Genomic DNA, 17277 nt, shown 5'->3' on the forward strand with positions numbered 1-17277 from the left:
CACCGGTGTGCGGATCACCGCGCAGGCCCGATGCCCCCTGCTTCGGCCCGGCCCGGTCAGCACCGGGACGCACCGCCGGGTGGGACCGCCTGTCCGCGTCTGTCCTCACCTGGTGTGCGGATCATCGGGCGGGTCCGATGTCCCGTGCGTTCGGGCCGGTCTCGTCCGGCACGCCTTGGTCCGGCACGGCTCTGTCCGGCCGGAAGCGCTCCAGCGCGAGCACGGGGCGTCGGTCCAGGGCCAGCTCGGCGGCCAGCGCGCCGACGAACGGGCCGACCGTCAGCCCGTTGCGGCCGAGCCCGGTGGCCACGACCACGCCGGGGTTGTCGGGCAGGGTGCCGAGGACGGGGCGGTCGTCCGCGCTGGCTGGCCGGAAACCGACGCGCAGTTCGCCGACGGTCGCCCCAGCCAGGCCCGGGGCGACCGCCAGCGCCTCGTCGAGCACGTCGCGCAGGCCACCGGCGGTGATCCGGCGGTCGAACCCGGCGTCGGGTTCCCTGGTCGCGCCGACGACGATCCGCGAACCGGGGAAGCCCAGGAGGCACTGGTCACCGAGGGTGAGCACCACGGGCACCCGGTCGGTGTCGACGCCCGGCAGGCTGAGGTGCGCGAGCTGGCCGCGCATCGGGTAGACCGGCAGGTCGACACCGAGCGGCCGGCACAGCTCGGTGGCCCACGCCCCGGCGGCCACGACCACGGCGTGCGCGCCGTGGACCTCGCCGGCGACCTCCACTCCGGTGACCCGCCCTCGGGCGGTGGCCAGCCGCACCGAGGCGGTGCGGCGGCGCGCGCCGTGGCGGGCGGCCGCGGCGAGCAGCGCGTCGCGCAGGACCCGGCCGTCCACCCGGCCGACGGCGGAGACGCGGAGGGCGGCGAGATCCGGCCGCAGCCCGGGGAACAGCCGCGCGGGCTCGCCGGGGTCGAGCAGGTCGACCTCGCCGAGGCCCCACCCCTCGTGGTCCCGCAGCCGCACCAGCTCGTCCCCGGCCGGGCGCAGCGCGTCGGGGTCCTCGGCGACCCGCAGGCCGCCGACCTGCGCGTACCCGCCCTCGGGCAGGCCGCCGTCGTCGGACAGCGCGGCGAGCAGCGAGGGGTGGTGCTCGGCGGCGGCCAGCCACAGCGCCCTGGTCGCCGGGTCCGCCTCGCCGACCGGCCACGGGAAGACCACGCCGGCGCCGACCGCGGTGGCCTGCCCTGGTTCGGCCCGGTCGACGACGAGGACGTCGGCGCCCTCCAACGCCAGGTGGTAGGCCGCGCTGGCGCCGACGATCCCGGCGCCCACCACGATCACGCGCATGAGCCCACGATGCCCCCGCGCGCCGGCGTGGCGGAACCCACGTCACCCGTCGCGAGCAAGGGGATTCCCACGCCGTCGCGCGGCGCCGTTGCGCAGCGGTCGGGGTCGCCGCGACTGTGCGGCCGTCGTCGCGGCGACCCCCGTCCCGCGCCCACCCGGGAGGGCGTGCGGTGGGCGCGGGGATCCTCGTGTCGCGGAGCCGGGACGGACCGCGCGGGACCGGTCACGGTCGCTGACCGCCGGACCCGCACCCCTCTCACACCGACCGGGCCACGGCGACACGGGCCACGGCGACACGGGCCACGGCGACACGGGCCACGAGGACCGCGTCCTCGGGCGGGACCGGCGCCGCACACCTGGCGGACTCCCCGCGGCGGTCGCCGTCCGACCGGCGGCGTCCCCGCTAGTCGATCAGCGTGACGTTCTCCGCCTGCGGGCCCTTCGGGCCCTGGGTGACCTCGTACTCGACGTGGGCGCCCTCCTCAAGGGTCTTGTACCCGCCCATCTTGATGGCCGAGAAGTGGACGAACACGTCCGGTCCACCCTCGTCCTGTGTGATGAAGCCGAACCCCTTGTCGGGGTTGAACCACTTCACGATGCCGGTTGCCATCTTCCACGATCCTTCGCGCAGCCCTGGCGGGCCGGTCTCCTCGCCCGCCCGTCGCCCCGACCGTCGGCCTGGGGTGCCCCATCGTCCCTCGGGACGGCTCCGGACAGCGGGAACGACCCACAGGATCACCTTTTCGAGAGGCCGGCGCCGGCGGCGGACCCTTCCCACGCCTCCCTGGTCCCGCGCCGCCCGGCGGACAGGACCGAAGAACCGCCCCGCCGCCGGCGCTGGCGGGACCACCCGAATGACCACCTGGTCATGACGACCTACCGGCCAGTACTGTCCGCCCATGGACCTCACCGACGTGTGCTTCGCCGGCCCGGCCCGCCACCTGGAGCTGATGCGCGCGGGCAGGCTGACCTCGACCGACCTCGTCCGCGCCTACCTGGAGCGGATCGAGCGCTTCGACCGCGAGCTGAACGCCTACCGCGTGGTGCTGGCGGACTCGGCGCTCGCGGCGGCGGCCGAGGCGGACCGGCGGCGGGCGAACGGCGAGGACGCCCCGCTGCTGGGCGTGCCGCTCGCGGTGAAGGACGACGTCGACCTCGCCGGCGAGGTCACGACCTTCGGCACGCAGGCGGTGACCACACCGAGCCACGCGGACGGCGAGCTGGCCCGCCGCCTCCGGGCGGCCGGCGCGGTGTTCCTGGGCAAGACCCGCATGCCGGAGCTGGGGATGTGGCCGGTGACGCAGAGCGCGTTCGCCGGCGCGACCCGCAACCCGTGGTCCCTCGCGCACAGCGCGGGCGGCTCCAGCGGCGGCTCGGCCGCGGCCGTCGCCGCGGGCCTGGCCAGCGCCGCCATCGGCTCCGACGGGGCCGGCTCCATCCGCATCCCCTCGGCCGTGACGGGCCTGTTCGGCATGAAGCCGCACAACGGCCGGGTCCCGCTGCACCCCCACGCCGCGCACTGGACGGGCCTGACCGCGGCCGGCCCGATCACCCGACACGTCCTCGACTGGGCGTTGCTGGCCGACCAGCTCCACGGACCGCTGGACGACGAGCCGGGAACCGCGCTGCCAGCGCCCCGCACGTCGTTCGTGGACGCGGCCTCACGCGCCCCCGGCCGGTTGCGGATCGCGGTCTCGCTGCGCGGGATGGCACCGCTGACGCGGGTCGACCCGCGCGTGCGCTCCGCCCTCCACGACACCGCGCGGCTGCTCGCCGAACTGGGCCACGAGGTGCTCCCGCTCGACCCCGACCTGCTCGACCCCACCGGCATGGTCGTGTTCGCGCCCCGGTACCTGCGCAGCCTCGCCGAGAGCGCCGAGGACGTCGAGCACCCGCGTCGGCTGGAGCGGCGCACCCGGGTCGCGGCGGCGTTGGGCCGGGTGGTCGGGCCGACCCGGCGCCGGCTGCTGGAGCTGGGGGCGCGCGCCACCGAGCGCGCCAACCGCGTGTTCGAGCGGGTGGACGTGCTGCTCACGCCGACCGTCCCGCGACCGGCGTTCCGCGTCGGCGAGCTGGAACGCCACACGACCGTTCCGGCGTTGGTCAGCGCCAGTCGCTATGTGGCGTTCCTGCCGATGTGGAACATCGCCGGCAATCCCGCGGCCTCGGTTCCGGCGGGCTTCACCGACGACGGGTTGCCGTTGGCCGTGCAGATCGTGGGCCGCCCGCACGACGAGTGCACGCTGCTGTCACTGGCGGCGCAGATCGAGAGCGCCCGCCCGTGGGCCGGCCAGCGCCCCGCCCGCTACAGCGCCGCCACCGAGCCCGTGGCCTGACGCACGCCCCGCTCGGCAAGCACAGCGCGACGGCCAGAAACCCCGCTAGATCAACGCGTCGAGCACACCGCAGCCGCCCACCCCTGCGGCGTGCGACTGAAGGTCGCCGTTTCAGGGGGCTTCGCACTGAAGCCCGGTGTGCCCGGCCTGAGCGAGAACAGGGGCGTCGCTTGCCCTTCGGGTGGCCGCGGCACGGCGCCGTCCATGACTGGCGTCGCCTCTGACATCTGAATAGACCTCCCCGCCGAGATCACGGTGCCCCCGAACCCGCCTCTTGACCGGGGACCCAGCCCCCAGGGTCCGGCTGCCGCACCTGGCCCTCGCGCACGGCCTGCGCCAGCTCCTCGGTGCGCCGCCCGTGGTTGCCGAGCACCGCGCGGCGTCGACGTCGCCCTCGGTGACGTGGGTGATCACGAACCCGGTCGGCAGGGACACCTCGGGAAGGTCGACCAGGTCGTGTGCGTGTCGCTGCAAGAAGGAGCCGCCTTCCCGGGTCGGTACCCACGATCACGGAGCGCCGCGCATTCCCGGACGTCGCCCTCCATCACCAGGCAGGGACGGTCGGGGCCGGCGGCGACCGAGTCGAAGGCAACCGAGTCGAACCAGTCGAGGACGTGGTCTGGTCCCACCACCACGCCGCAGGAGGCGCGCAAGAAGGGTAGCGGCTGTATGTCATGGCCTCTCCCTCGACGGCGAGGCGCTCGGCCCCTCCGTGAGGCGGGCTGAGCGCCACGTCCACCTGGCGCTGGACGGGCACGGCCGGCAGATGCGAATCATCGTCACGCCGGGTCGGGGACGGTCCTGGAGCTGCTGCTGGGCGGCATCCGCGCACCCGACGCAGGCGGTTCTCGATCTTCCAATGCACCCGCGACACGTCTCGATCTGGGCAGGGTGGGCGTGCTGTCCGCCAGCGGGCGACGCTGGCCTCCGCGGTCCGTGTCTGGGGTCTGGCCAGCCCGAACGACGCTGCCGGAAACCTGATCCCCCGAGGGGGCCAGCAGGTGCGCGACCACCAGACCCAACTGGCCGACCGCGCGGCGCAGGGTGTGACACGCGACGACGGGACGACCGGAGATGGGGCGAGGGCACGACAGGGACCGAGCGGACCGACCACGCGAGCGGGCGGCAGGCGGCGTGTAGTGGCGCGACGCTCGCCGCGAATCACGGGGCGGTCAGAAACCCCGCTGGATCAACGCGTCGAGCAGCTCGCGGTCGGCCGCGTGCCGGGTCTTGACCTCGTCCAGGTAATGGGTGAAGTCGTCGGGACGGCCACTGCGGTCGGCCACGACGCGGAGCTGGTCGAGCAGCTCGGGCACCTGCTCGGTCGCCGCGCGCGGCTCGGCCAGCCGACGCTCCACGAGCCGCCGGTAGACGGTGAGCGCCTGCTCGGGGTGGGTGTCGGCGCGCCCGTGCGCGAGCACCGACCACGTGTCCTCGTCGCAGCCGCGCTCCTGCGCGACCCGCCACGCACCCTCGTGGTCGCCCTCCCAGAGCAGGATGCGCACCAGGGCGGAGCCGCGTTCCAGGTCGGCCCGGGTGGGCTCGCCGCCGGCGGCAGGGGTGTCGGTCCACTCCAGCGCGGCGGCCAGCGCCGCGCGCTCCCTCGGCCACCGGTCCAGCGGCTCGGCGACCGCGCGCAGCCGCAGGTAGGTGTCCAGTCCCGGTCGCCGCTGGAACGCGGTGCGCAACAACCCCAGCGCCCGTTCCGCCCAGCCCTGGCGCAGGCACTCGTCCACGGCGAGGTCGACCAGCCGCGCGGCCGCGCCCCGCCCCCTGGTCGCGGCCAGGCCGCGCTCGACCCAGCGCAGCACCTCCTCGGACCGGCCGGCCTCCTGGAGCACGGTCGCGATCCGCAGGTACTGCCAGCCCGTGGACAGGTCCTTGGCGAGCACCGCCACCTGGAGGTCGACGTCGCCGGTGTGCTCGGCCAGCTCCTCGACCAGCCGCAGCACCGCCCACCGGCGGCGGTCCAGCCGGGGCGGCTGCCCGAAGGGCACCGTCGGCAGCTCGGCGCACAGCTCCTCGGCGCGACGCCGGTACTCCGCCAGCCCCTCCGAGCCGAGCACGCCGGCGTACTCGACCAACGACACCTCGGGTCCCTCGGGGTGGTCGAGCTGGAGCGAGACCAGCCAGCCGGCGAGCCGGCGCCGGTCCACCCCGGCCGCCCTCGCGGCCGCGGCGTGCACGGCCAACGCCTCCTCGGCCAGCTCGCCGGCCCCCGAGCCGGGGTCCCGGTCGGCGACCTCGGCCAACGCCGCCACGAGGTCCTCCGCCAGGGGCAGCACCTCGTCGGCCCTGCCGTCCTCGACGCACCGCCGCAGCGAGTCCAGCGCGGCCCTCAGCCGCGCCACCCACGCGGCGTCCCCGTCCTCGCCCGCGACCGCAAGCTCCCGAGCCAGCGTCCCGCGGACCAGCGCAACATCGTCGGTGCCACTGCCCACGCCGCCACCCACGAGGGGCATCAAACCGCACCCCGACCCCGTTTCGTCAGGTCGCGGGGCAACCTCGGGCCCATCGGACCAACCGTTGGGCCGACCGTGGTCGCCGCCGGTCGCCGAGGGTGACCGGCGGCGCCGACGAACCGGATCGGGACTGCGCCATCCGTGGTCAGGGCTTTGAGCGACCGGAACGGCGCCCCCGGTGAAGGCCGAGCGTCGCCGGTGAAGGCCGAACGCCGCCGGCCGGCGGCGGGCCGGAAGACGAGAACTCGGGCCAGCACCGCGGAACAACCGGCGAACACCACCGAACGCGCCGAGCGGCGCCCCGGACAGGGCGGGGCGCCGGGCGGGCGGCGAACCGCCGGCCCGACGCCCGCGCGTCCGACGCGGCGCGGTCCTCGGGGGACGCGCCGCAGGGCGTTCCCGCTCGTCGCGGTCACGAGCGCCGCTGGGGCGTGGTGGACGTCCCGGACCGCCTCGTCCCGCGTCGCCGGCTCAGGCGATCCAGCCGTGCCCCAGCCAGGTCCCGACGAGCGGGACCAGCCAGAGCAACGTCAGGATCACCGCGCCGCACAGCAACGCGATGGCGATGGCGGCGACCAGGCCGCTGATCACGCAGCCCAGCAGGCCGCGCCCGCCCTCGGCGGGCCCGGGGTCGGTGATGTCGTCCCCGATCACGTGGCCTCACTGGTGTGGTGGATGGTCGGACAGTTCGGTGTAGGAGGTCGGCGGAACGGGTTGGCCCTGACCGATCCCCCTGGGCTGGCCCGCCGCCTCGACGGCCGGCGGGGTCGGGGCGGCGGGGGCCGTCGGAACCGACGGCCGGGTCGGCGTCAGCGGCCCCGGCACCTCCTGGCGCGCCACCGCCTCCGCCTCCTGCACCGCCCTGGCCACGCTCGGGTCGGCCGAGGTGTCGAACCAGCCCGCGATCTCCTCGTCGTCCTGCTCGGGACGGGAGACCGGCGGCTCCTCCTTCGGCGGCTCGTAGCGGAACACGCCGTCCGCCCCCTTGCTGCCGAGCATGGAGGCGAAGCCCTCCAGCGCCTTGTTGAAGTCGCTGGGGATGACCCACACCTTGTTCGCGTCGCCCTGCGCCATCTGCGGCAGGGTCTGGAGGTAGGTGTAGGCCAGCAGCTCCGGCGTGGGGCGCCCCGCCTTGACCGCGGCGAACACCTTCTCGATCGCCTTGGCCTGGCCCTGGGCCTGGAGGTACCGCGCGGCGCGCTCGCCCTGCGCGCGCAGGATGCGGGACTGCCGCTCGCCCTCGGCCGCCAGGATGGCCGCCTGCTTGGCGCCCTCGGCGGCGAGGATCTGCGCCTGCTTCTGCCCCTCGGCGCTCTTGATCGCCGACTCGCGCTGGCCCTCGGCGGTGAGGATCATCGCGCGCTTCTCCCTGTCGGCGCGCATCTGCTTCTCCATCGAGTCCTGGATGGACGGAGGCGGGTCGATCGCCTTCAGCTCCACCCTGGCGACCCGGATGCCCCACCGGCCGGTCGCCTCGTCGAGCACGCCCCTGAGCTGGTTGTTGATCTGGTCCCGGGAGGTCAGCGTGTCCTCGAGGCTCATGCCGCCGACCAGGTTGCGCAGGGTCGTGGTGGTGAGCTGCTCGACGCCGACGATGTAGTTGGAGATCTCGTACACCGCCGAGCGCGGGTCGGTGACCTGGAAGTAGACCACGGTGTCGATGGACACCGTGAGGTTGTCCTGCGTGATCACCGGCTGCGGCGGGAACGAGACGACCTGCTCCCGCAGGTCGATCCTGGCCCGCACCCTGTCGAAGAACGGGACGAGGAAGTTCAGCCCCGGTGGCGCGACCGCCCGGAACCGGCCGAGCCGTTCGATCACCGCGGCCTGCGCCTGGGGGATCACCAGCACCGACTTCACCACGATGGTGAGGATCAGCAGCACGACGACCGCGACGACGATGAGCGTGACCAAACCCGCCTCCTTCAGGGCCCACCCCAGACCACCGCCGTGGCACCGGAGATCTCCATGACGGTGACCGTCCGCCCAGGCTCCAGCACCTCGGTGGGGTCGTAGGCCCGTGCCGACCAGACGTCGCCGCCGATCCGCACGCGCCCGCCCTGGGAGTCCACAGTGGACACCACGGTGGCGGTTCCTCCGACCAACGCCTCGACGTTGGTCCTGACCAGCTCGGGTGGTTGGAGGCGCCGGCGCAGCGCGGGACGCGCCACGGTGATCAGGCCGAGCGACGCCAGCGCGAAGACCAGCACGTCGACCAGCAACGGAGCGCCCAACGCCGACGAGCCCGCGGCGGCCAACGCGCCGACGCCGAGCATCAACAGCACGAGGTCCCCGGAGAGGACCTCGACGGCGATGAGCAACACACCGGCGACCAGCCACACCAGAGCGGCCATGGGGCCATCGTGGCAGAAGCGCGCTCCCGCCTGGACGCGCCCACCCCGGTTGATCGCGGACGTGATCGACGCGTGACCTCCTCGGTCGGTGCCAGCGTTCGGTGGCCAGCCCATGCCCGAGATCGCACCACGCCGGAGGCCCGTTCGGCCGGCACGACCACGCCGTGGACGCCCGACCTCACCCGAAACGGCGAGGTGGCGCTACGCCGGTTCGGTCACGAAGTCGATGAGCCGTTCGACCGCACCGACCAACGGGGTCTCCAGGTCGCGGAAGCTCGACACCGCCGCCGAGACCCTGCGCCAGCCCTCGGCCGGCTCACCCCAGCCCAGCGCGGCGCACACCCCCTCCTTCCACGGCACGCCCCTGGGCACCTCGGGCCAGGCCGGGATGCGCAGCGCGGACGGCTTCACCGCCTGCCAGACGTCGACGTAGGGGTGGCCGGTGACCAGGACGTGCGGGTGGTCGATCCGCGCGACGAGCCGGGACTCCTTGCTGCCGGCCACGAGGTGGTCCACCAGCACGCCGAGCCGACGGCCGGGGCCGGGCGCGAACTCGGCGATCCGCTCCGGCAGCTCGTCCACGCCGTCGAGGGGCTCGACGACCACGCCCTCGACCCGGAGGTCGTGGCCCCACACGCGTTCCACGAGCGCGGCGTCGTGCACGCCCTCCACCCAGATCCGGCTGGCCACGGCGGTGCGGGCGCGCAGCCCCTCGACGCGCACCGAACCGGAGGCCGAGCGGGCGGGGGCGGCCGGCGCTGGGCGGGCCGCCGGCCGGACCAGGGTGACGGGCGCGCCGTCGAGCAGGAACGCCGCCGGCCGCAGGGGGAAGGTGCGTCGCCGGCCGTGCCGGTCCTCCAGCACCACCCCGTCCTTCTCGACCCGCAGCACCGCGCCGCAGAACCCGCTGGCCGGGTCCTCCACCACCAACCCCGGGTCGGCCGGCACCTCGGGAACCCGGCTGCGCCGCGGCGCGGCGAGCACATCACGGCCGTAGTTCACCGATCGCATGCCCATGCCCGCACCCTAACCGTTGATCCACCCGGGTGATCGCTACGCGTCGTCCGGCACCCGCCGGGGGTGGCGTGACCGGACGGGCGGTAGATGGCACGAACGGGGGATGCACGTCGTCCGGCCGGCCGCCGATGGAAGGACCAGTCGACCGCGCCGCGACCGAAGGTGGGCCCCCGATCACCGGAACAACCCTGAGCACGCGCCCCGTCGGTCCCGTCGACCTCCTCACGCTGGGCTACCTGGCGGTGGTCTCCTGCCTGGTGGTCGTGTTCCGCGACCGGGTCGACGGCTGGCTCCCGCTCCTGGTCGGGTTCCTCGGGTACGCGGCGGCCGTCCTGGCGCTCGCCGTGGCGGCGGGGCGGCGGCCGGGCGACGCCCGGCTCCGCGCGCTGCGCCTGTTCGTCCCGTTGTTGGCGTTGCCCTTCGTCTACCTGGCCATCGGGCGTTACGTCCTGGTCCTGCACGGCCGTTTCCTGGACGACGTGGTGCTGTCGTGGGAGCGCGCGGCGCTCGGCGCCCACCCGAACCTCGTCCTCGACCGCCTCGCGTCGCCCGCGCTGACCGAGGCGTTGATGGCCTGCTACTTCTCCTACTACGCCTACTTCCTGGTGCCGCCGGTCGTGTTCCTCGCGCGCGGCCGTCTCGACCATCTCGAACGCTACGTCCTCGGCCTGCTGCTCGCCTTGTACACGTGTTACCTGGGATTCCTCGTCGTTCCGGTGCTGGGACCCGAACTGGTCCTGCGCGACGAGTTCGCGACGCCCCACCTGGTCGGTCACGTCGTCGTCCCGGTGCAGAGGTTCCTCATGGCGCACGGTGATCCGGTGGGGGCGTGTTTCCCGTCCTCCCATGTGGCCGCGACCTGGACCGCCGTGCTCGCGCTGCGGCGGATGACGCCGAGGAGGGTGTTCCGGTGGATCGTCGCGGCGGCGGTCGGCCTCACGGTGGCCGTGGTGTACAGCCGCTACCACTACGTCGGCGACGCGGTCGCCGGTCTGCTCCTCGCCGTGGCCTGCCACCGGTGCGCCACCGCTCTCCACTCCCGAATCCGATTCGTACCGCACAGCCCGGAGGGGTCCAGGACAAACGGTTTCGCCGCACCCGGCGACAGAGAACGACTGGTTTGCGTGGTGACGGGGGCGTCCGAGAAGTGCACGGAGTCGGACCCCTCGAACGGCGCGGGTCCGGCCTCGTGCGCCTCCGCCGTCCCGGCGGCCGCGCGCCCGGACCCGCGAGACCGGCGTGGACGCTGAGAACCGCGAAGCGACGCCGACATCGACCGAGGACCGGAGGACGCGGGCGCCTCTCGCCAGCCCCCGGTTCCCCATCCCGACAATGGACGAAAGCACCAATGAACGACGTCTTCGACAAGTGCCGCTCGTGGGACAGGGACCGCCCGCTGAAGGCGGCCGGGATCTACCCGTTCAACCACCCGATCGCGGAGGTGGGCGAGGGCACCGAGGTGGTGGTCGGGGGACGCCGCGTGGTCATGGCGGGGTCCAACGACTACCTGGGACTGGCCACCGACCCGAGGGTCAAGGCCGGTGCGATCCGGGCCGTGCGGCGGTTCGGCTCCACCTGCTCCGGCTCCCGTCTGCTCAACGGCACCCGGTCCCTGCACGAGGAGCTGGAGCACCGGCTCGCCGCCTTCCTCGGGCGTGAGGCGGTGGTCGTGGTGTCCACCGGGTTCCAGACGAACCTGGCGCTGGCGGCGCTGCTCGGGCCGCGCGACGTGGTGTTCGCCGACCGGCACAACCACGCCTCGTTGGTGGACGCGGTCCTGTTGGGCAGCGCCGCGCACCGCCGGTACCGGCACGGCGACATGGCCCACCTCGGGCGTCTGCTGGCGTCGGCCGACCCCGACGCGGGCAAGCTGATCCTGACCGACAGCGTGTTCTCGGTCGAGGGCGACCTGTGCGACCTGCCCGGCGTGGTCCGGTTGGCCGCCGAGCACGGCGCCAGGGTGGTGCTGGACTGCGCCCACGACCTCGGCCTGCTCGGCGCGCACGGCAGGGGCGCGCCGGAGCACTACGGGCTGGAGGCCGAGGTCGACCTGGTCACCGGCACGTTCTCCAAGTCCTTCGCGTCGCTGGGCGGTCTGCTGGCCGGCCCCGCCGACGTCATCAACTACCTGCGGCACGTGGGCCGGTCGGTGTTGTTCTCGGCGGCGATGACCCCGGCGGCGGTCGGGGCGGCGATGGCGGCGCTGGACGTGGTGGAGCAGGAGCCGGAGCGCCGCTGGCGGGTGCTGGACCTGGCCGAGGAGGCACACAACGGGTTGCGGGCGCTGGGGTTCGACACCGGCCGCTCGGCCACGCCGGTCGTGCCGGTGCGGGTGGGCGACGAGACGTTGTGCTTCCGGTTCTGGGCGGAGCTGCTGGACGCGGGGGTGTTCACCAACGCGTTCACGGCGCCGGCGGCGCCGGGTGGCGCGGCGCTGATCCGCGCGAGTTTCACCGCCACCCACACCGACGCCCAGCTCGACCGGGTGCTGGACGCCTTCGCCGTGGTCGGCCGCCGGTTGGGGATCATCCCGCCCGCCCCGCCCACGGCCTACGAGCCGGTGCGGATCGCGCGGCCCGCGCTCGCCGTGCCCGCGTGAGACCCGCGAGGACCGTCGGAGAAGAGCATGTCTGCTGACCTGAGCCGGGTCCCCGCCTCCCCGTGGAGGGAGGGGGCCGTGGTGGTCGAGCCGGTCCGGGGGCGGCGCGACCTCACCGCGTTCGTCCGGTTCCCGTACCGGCTGCACCGGGACGACGTCGACTGGGTTCCGCCGTGGGAGCGGGAGCGCCGCGCGTTCCTGGACCGGAGGCGGAACCCGTTCTTCGACTACGGCGACGTGGAGCTGTACCTGGCGCGCCGCGGTGGTGAGGTGGTCGGCCGGGTGGCGGCCGTGGACAACCCGAGACACAACGACTTCCACGGCACGCGGCACGGGTTCTTCGGCCTGTTCGACTGCGTGGACGACGTGGAGGTGGCCGGGGCCCTGTTCGCCGCCGCCGCTGGCTGGTTGCGGCGGCGCGGGTTGGACGCGGTCCTCGGCCCCACGGATTTCAGCACCAACCGGGAGTGCGGGCTGCTGGTCGACGGGTTCGGCTCGCCGCCGGCGATCCTGATGCCGCACAACCCGCCGTACTACCCGGCGCTGCTGGAGGCGTGCGGCTTCGCCAAGGCCAAGGACCTGTGGGCGTGGGACCTGGACGTGGCGCGGGGTCTTCCCGAGCGGACGGCGCGGGTGGCCGACGCGGTCCTGCGCCGCGCCGGGGTGAGCGTCCGACCGGTGGATCTGGGCGACTTCGCGGGCGAGGTCGAGCGGGTGCGTGAGCTGTACAACGCGAGCTGGGCGAGGAACTGGGGTTTCGTGCCCATGACCGACCGGGAGTTCCGCTGCCTGGCGGCGGAGTTGCGCCGGGTGGTGCGGCCCGAGCTGGCGCTGGTGGCGGAGGTGGGCGGGGAGCCGGTCGGGTTCGGGCTCAGCCTGCCGGACATGAACCAGGCCCTGCGCGCGGTGGGCGGCCGGCTGGGCCGGTACGGGTCTCCGGGCGCGTGGCTGCGGTTGTGGCGGGCCGCCCGCCGGGTCCGGCGGGTGCGGATCCTCGCGCTCGGCGTCCGCGAGGGCTACCGGGGGCGCGGGGTCGACGTGGCGCTGACGGTCGGCATGGTCCGGGCCGCGCGGCGTCTGGGCTACACCGACGGCGAGGTCTCCTGGACGCTGGAGGACAACCGGGCGGCGAACCGGGTGGCGGAGTACCTCGGCGCGACGCGGTCCAGGACCTACCGGATCTACCAGCGCCCGCTGGGGGGCGAGGGGTGACGCGGTACCTGGTCACCGGCGCGGCCGGGTTCGTCGGCCGCCGGCTCGTGCGCCACCTGCTCCGCGCGGGGCACGAGGTGACCGCGCTGGTCCGTTCCGCGCCTCGCCACGACGACCTGTCGGGCGCGCGCCTGGTCGTGGGCGAGTTGGTGTCGGGCGCGGGGCTCGCGGAGGCGACGCGGGGCGTGGAGTGCGTGGTCCACCTGGCCGGGGTGACCAGGTCGGTGGACGCGGTGGGGTTCTTCCGCGGCAACGCCGTGGCGACGCGGCGGCTCGTCACGGCACTGGCGGAGCTGCCCGAGCCGCCGCGTCTGGTCCACTGCTCGTCGTTGGCGGCGGCGGGCCCGTCGGCGCCGGGGCGGCCCCGCGACGAGACCGAGCCGCCCGCGCCGGTGTCGGCCTACGGTCGCAGCAAGCTCGCGGGCGAACAGGCGGTGCGGGCGGCGGCCGGGCGGCTGCCGGCGAGTGTCGTCCGCCCCTCGATCGTGTACGGGCCGGGTGACCAGCAGTTCCTGCCCACGCTGCTGCCGTGGGTTCGCCGGGGGCTGCTGCCCAGGGTCGGCGGCGGGCGCTGGTTCTCGTTGGTCCACGTGGACGATCTGTGCGTGGCGTTGGTGGCGGCGGCCGAGCGCGGCGCCCGGCTGAGCGCTGACGACCCCGCCGAGGGTGTGTACTTCGTCTCCGATGGCGTGGAACACCAGCCGGAGGACGTGGCCGCCGCGCTCGGGCCGGCGCTGGGGCGACCGGCGCCCCGCGTCGTCACCGTGCCCGGCCCGGTCGCCCTGGCCCTGGCCGTCGGCGCGGGCTGGGCGCGGCGGGCGCGCGGCGGCGTGCCCGTGGTGACCCTGGACAAGCTGCGGGAGGCGCGCCACCCCGCGTGGACCTGCTCGCCGGCCCGCGCCCGGCGTGATCTCGGTTTCGCCGCCGCCGTCGACCTGGCCACCGGCCTCGCCGACGCGCTGCGCCCGGGGCGGGGTCCGACGACGGGGGACGGCGGGCCGGCGGACAACGCCGCCGGTTCCCCGTAACCTGGGTCGACGTGCCCTGTCCCAGTGCGACCCTGGTGGTCTGGACGTCGGCGTGGCTGCACGGTGTCGCCGCGTCCGACGACGTGCTCGACGCCCTGCTGACCTGGGCGGAAGCCCACGAGGTGGTGGCGGCCGACGAGGCGACGGCACGCCGGCTGGAGCTGCCGGTGGCCGGCGAACGGCCGGCCGCGCCCGCGATGCTGTTGGCCGCCCTGCGCCGCGTCGGCGGCGCGGTCTCGGGTCACCTCGTGCTCCCCGTGGCCGGTGACGTGCGCGGTCTGGGTGGGGACGGCGCGGTGGCCGCCGCCGCGCTGCGGGCCGGCGAGGCCGCCGTGCTGCCGCTGGCCGGGCTGGTCGTGGTGCCGGAGAGGGTGGCCGAGGGCGTGCTGCGGTGGACCGCGCACTCGCTGCCGCCGCTGGCGCCGTCGCCGGAGATCGTGGGGATCGGCGAGGCCGAGCACGGGATGACCGACGCGGTGCGCGCGGCGACCGCGACCCTGGTCTCGCTGGACGTGGCGCGGCACCGGCCGAACGTGCGGGCGGAGATCGAGGCGGCGTTGCGGGCGCGGCCGAGGGCGGCGTGGCCGAAGGGCACGCCGGGCAGGGCGATCCGGGTGCTGGAGCGGGCGGCCGAGGTCGAGGCGATCCTGCTCGCGGCGTCCGGCGACGGGGAGGGCGCCGCGGTGTCCGCCTCCGCCATGCGGGGGCGGACCGACGCGCTGCGCCCCCTGGCCGACGCGGTGCGCCGCGCCCGGTGCGCGGCGGTCCACGAGGCGGTGCGCACGCTGGCCGACGCGGCCAGCCGTCGCCGCTGACCATCAGAGATCGGGAGTCGGTCGGCAGGACGTTCCGGCGCGCCGAGCACGCCGGAGAACACGTCCCGGGGCTCGATGGCGCTCGCACTCATGACCCGCCGGCCGGCCAAGGCAAGCCGCTGATCACGGCATGGTCGCGCCGAGGCTCGGGGCGCCTGCACCGGCCGGAGGAGCGGCCAGCCCCCAGTCACCCAGATCCCGCCCCGGCCGGAGTTCGCGGTGCTGTCCCCTCCAGCTCGCCAGGGCTCAGGCACCCCGCGCCCCCACGAGTTCGCGGTGCTGTTCCAGCTCGCCAGGGCTCAGGAGAAGGTGAAGGGGATGGCAACGAATTCGGGCGACGGCAAGTTCTGGCGTACCGGACAGGCTTGACCGGACTCACACCGGACACCATGTCCTCACCCGCTGGACACGCCCGCACTCGGCCACCCGAAGCACTTTCCATGGCTTGCGCCCAGATCACGCTCGCACCACATCCGCGCCGATCCAACAGCCTCCCGACCGACACCGCTGAGATTCCAGCCCACCAGCTTGGCCGCCCCACCCTCTCCGGCTGTCTCCCAGAATCAGGAGTTGGGTGAGGGCGGGTGGCGACCGAACGCGGGGCGACCGCTCACGCTCCGACAGGCCGAGCACGCGTGACCGGACTCCCACGAGAAAACGGCGCGTCTCACCCGGGCCGGCGTCCTGACGCTCACCATCCGGGGCACTGCCTCAGGCCCGGCCGTGCTCGCACTCATGACCCGCCGGCCGGCCAAGGCAAGCCGCTGATCACGGCATGGTCGCGCCGAGGCTCGGGGCGCCTGCACCGGCCGGAGGAGCTGGCGGCTGGCCCCACCGGGAACCTCTCCCCTGCGTGGCTTCCTTCACGCCGGATTCGCTGATCTGTCCGCTTCGGCTTCTGTGAGATCCACGAGTAGCGGAGAACACCACCACCCGGAAGTCGGGCAGCGACAGGCTCTGCGCACCGGGCATGAATGACCGGATTCCGGCAGGAGACCATCTCCTCACCCGCAGAACAAGCCCGCACTCGATCATGCAGAGCGCTTCCCTGGCTCGCACCCAGAGCACGCTCGCACCACACCCAGCTTCGCCAGCGTCTGCTCCAACGCCACGAGCGAGAACGAGGTCGGGCGGGCGATCGACAACACGACCGGCAACACGGTGCGCATGTTCAACAGCAGCGGCTGGTGCCTCACCAACGTCGGCAACATCGCGGTGCGCGAGTACCGCAGCATTCCCGTCGGTTTCAGGGCCTTCCAGCTCGCCTGAGGACGCCAACGCCACGGCGGGACGCCATCCGCGCGGAGAACCAGTTGTCGTGAACGGTTCCCGGTGAGCGGTCGGCGTCCCGCCGTCCCTTTTCCCTCACTTTTCCGACAGGGTGCGGAAACGCGGGCCTCACTCGCGTCCACGCACCCCGCCGGCTTCGCTTTTCGTTCAGGTCAGCTCAGTTGCTGGCCTGGGTGGCGGGGACGTGTCCCGTGCTGTCACAACCCGGCACACACGCCCGACCATTCACCGAACACCCCACCACCGGCAACCCCGACAACCCCCGCACCGACACACCCTCGATCTGCTCCCGCACCAACTCCACCACCAACTCCGCGAACCGCGCATCCGCCCCCACCGACACCGCCCGCGCGAAACCCAACCCCAACTCCCCCGCACGCTCCCGCGCCTCAGTGTCCAGATCCCAGATCACCTCCAGGTGATCCGACACAAACCCGATCGGACACACCACCACCCCCGAAGCCCCCAACCCCTTCACCGACTCCAGGTGATCCACGATGTCCGGCTCCAACCACGGCACCGACGCCGGACCCGACCGCGACTGCCACACCACGTCGAACTCCGACACCCCCACCGCCCGCGCGACCAACCCCGACGCCACCCGCACCTGCTCCGAATACCGACGACCCCCCTCCGCCGCCGCACCCGAAGCCTCATCCGCCACCACCGGCACCGAATGCGCCGTGAACACCAACCGCGCCCCCGACCGCACCCCCTCCGGCAACTCGCCATAAGCCGCCCGCACCGACTCCGCCGCCGCCTCCACGAACAACGGGTGATCAAAGAACTGCCGCAGCTTCACCAACTCCGGCGCCCGCTCCCCCACCGCCGCCCGCGCCCGCACGATGTCCTCGTCGTACTGCCGAC

14 protein-coding genes are annotated in these 17277 nt (G+C 74.3%); 6 read left to right on the plus strand and 8 right to left on the minus strand.

All coding sequences use genetic code 11. From position 1 onward, the window contains the following. Positions 1-121: 121 nt before the first annotated feature. Positions 122-1297 carry an NAD(P)/FAD-dependent oxidoreductase gene (locus tag LX15_RS26025; RefSeq protein WP_253672322.1) on the minus strand — a complete coding sequence of 392 codons (1176 nt, stop codon included), beginning with the start codon at positions 1295-1297 and terminating at the stop codon, positions 122-124. A gap of 403 nt (positions 1298-1700) precedes the next feature. Then, positions 1701-1907, minus strand: a complete 207-nt coding sequence (locus LX15_RS26030; protein ID WP_253672324.1) for a cold-shock protein — start codon at positions 1905-1907, stop codon at positions 1701-1703. A gap of 289 nt (positions 1908-2196) precedes the next feature. Between LX15_RS26030 and LX15_RS26035 the strand changes: the two genes are divergently transcribed. Next, on the plus strand, positions 2197-3633 hold the full coding sequence (locus LX15_RS26035) for an amidase (protein WP_253672326.1): 1437 nt from the start codon (positions 2197-2199) through the stop codon (positions 3631-3633). 1172 nt (positions 3634-4805) lie between these two features. Here the strand turns inward: LX15_RS26035 and LX15_RS26040 are convergent. The 5 genes from LX15_RS26040 to LX15_RS26060 all read right to left on the minus strand — a co-directional run bounded on the left by LX15_RS26040 (position 4806) and on the right by LX15_RS26060 (position 9460). Next, positions 4806-6095, minus strand: a complete 1290-nt coding sequence (locus tag LX15_RS26040) for a hypothetical protein (RefSeq protein WP_253672328.1) — start codon at positions 6093-6095, stop codon at positions 4806-4808. A 471-nt stretch (positions 6096-6566) separates the two neighbouring features. After that, the gene (locus tag LX15_RS26045) at positions 6567-6749 is read right to left on the minus strand and encodes a hypothetical protein (RefSeq protein WP_253672330.1); all 183 of its coding nucleotides are present in this window, start codon (positions 6747-6749) and stop codon (positions 6567-6569) included. A gap of 6 nt (positions 6750-6755) precedes the next feature. Beyond that, the gene (locus LX15_RS26050) at positions 6756-8009 is read right to left on the minus strand and encodes an SPFH domain-containing protein (protein ID WP_253672332.1); all 1254 of its coding nucleotides are present in this window, start codon (positions 8007-8009) and stop codon (positions 6756-6758) included. An 11-nt stretch (positions 8010-8020) separates the two neighbouring features. Further along, positions 8021-8449: an NfeD family protein gene (locus LX15_RS26055; protein WP_253672334.1), complete on the minus strand. Its 429-nt coding sequence runs from the start codon at positions 8447-8449 to the stop codon at positions 8021-8023. A 201-nt stretch (positions 8450-8650) separates the two neighbouring features. Continuing rightward, positions 8651-9460 carry a DUF3097 domain-containing protein gene (locus LX15_RS26060; protein WP_253672359.1) on the minus strand — a complete coding sequence of 270 codons (810 nt, stop codon included), beginning with the start codon at positions 9458-9460 and terminating at the stop codon, positions 8651-8653. A gap of 134 nt (positions 9461-9594) precedes the next feature. Here LX15_RS26060 and LX15_RS26065 point away from each other — a divergent pair, with 134 nt between their 5' ends. From LX15_RS26065 to LX15_RS26085, 5 genes are all read left to right on the plus strand, one after another. Further along, positions 9595-10716: a phosphatase PAP2 family protein gene (locus LX15_RS26065; RefSeq protein WP_253672336.1), complete on the plus strand. Its 1122-nt coding sequence runs from the start codon at positions 9595-9597 to the stop codon at positions 10714-10716. 98 nt (positions 10717-10814) lie between these two features. After that, positions 10815-12065 carry an aminotransferase class I/II-fold pyridoxal phosphate-dependent enzyme gene (locus tag LX15_RS26070; protein WP_253672338.1) on the plus strand — a complete coding sequence of 417 codons (1251 nt, stop codon included), beginning with the start codon at positions 10815-10817 and terminating at the stop codon, positions 12063-12065. Between the two features lie 27 nt (positions 12066-12092). Then, a complete protein-coding gene (locus LX15_RS26075; RefSeq protein WP_253672340.1) occupies positions 12093-13277 on the plus strand; it encodes a GNAT family N-acetyltransferase in 1185 nt (394 codons plus the stop codon). Further along, positions 13274-14305: an NAD-dependent epimerase/dehydratase family protein gene (locus LX15_RS26080; RefSeq protein WP_253672342.1), complete on the plus strand. Its 1032-nt coding sequence runs from the start codon at positions 13274-13276 to the stop codon at positions 14303-14305. Before LX15_RS26075 ends, LX15_RS26080 begins: the two co-directional genes overlap by 4 nt. 11 nt (positions 14306-14316) lie before the next feature. Further along, the gene (locus LX15_RS26085) at positions 14317-15120 is read left to right on the plus strand and encodes an Rv1486c family protein (RefSeq protein ID WP_253672344.1); all 804 of its coding nucleotides are present in this window, start codon (positions 14317-14319) and stop codon (positions 15118-15120) included. Between the two features lie 1447 nt (positions 15121-16567). Here LX15_RS26085 and LX15_RS26090 read toward each other — a convergent pair. Further along, a partial coding sequence (locus tag LX15_RS26090; protein ID WP_253672346.1) for a ferrochelatase occupies positions 16568-17277 on the minus strand: 710 nt, incomplete at its 5' end.

Source organism: Streptoalloteichus tenebrarius, assembly GCF_024171885.1.
Classification (GTDB): domain Bacteria; phylum Actinomycetota; class Actinomycetes; order Mycobacteriales; family Pseudonocardiaceae; genus Streptoalloteichus; species Streptoalloteichus tenebrarius.

What these genes read in the sequence shown, in the direction of transcription:
- LX15_RS26075 (WP_253672340.1), top strand. Translation starts at nt 12,093, where the DNA reads ATGTCTGCTGACCTGAGCCGGGTCCCCGCCTCCCCGTGGAGGGAGGGG.
- LX15_RS26035 (WP_253672326.1), top strand. Translation starts at nt 2,197, where the DNA reads ATGGACCTCACCGACGTGTGCTTCGCCGGCCCGGCCCGCCACCTGGAG.
- LX15_RS26065 (WP_253672336.1), top strand. Translation starts at nt 9,595, where the DNA reads ATGGAAGGACCAGTCGACCGCGCCGCGACCGAAGGTGGGCCCCCGATC.
- LX15_RS26055 (WP_253672334.1), bottom strand. Translation starts at nt 8,449, where the DNA reads ATGGCCGCTCTGGTGTGGCTGGTCGCCGGTGTGTTGCTCATCGCCGTC.
- LX15_RS26040 (WP_253672328.1), bottom strand. Translation starts at nt 6,095, where the DNA reads ATGCCCCTCGTGGGTGGCGGCGTGGGCAGTGGCACCGACGATGTTGCG.
- LX15_RS26060 (WP_253672359.1), bottom strand. Translation starts at nt 9,460, where the DNA reads ATGCGATCGGTGAACTACGGCCGTGATGTGCTCGCCGCGCCGCGGCGC.
- LX15_RS26070 (WP_253672338.1), top strand. Translation starts at nt 10,815, where the DNA reads ATGAACGACGTCTTCGACAAGTGCCGCTCGTGGGACAGGGACCGCCCG.
- LX15_RS26025 (WP_253672322.1), bottom strand. Translation starts at nt 1,297, where the DNA reads ATGCGCGTGATCGTGGTGGGCGCCGGGATCGTCGGCGCCAGCGCGGCC.
- LX15_RS26030 (WP_253672324.1), bottom strand. Translation starts at nt 1,907, where the DNA reads ATGGCAACCGGCATCGTGAAGTGGTTCAACCCCGACAAGGGGTTCGGC.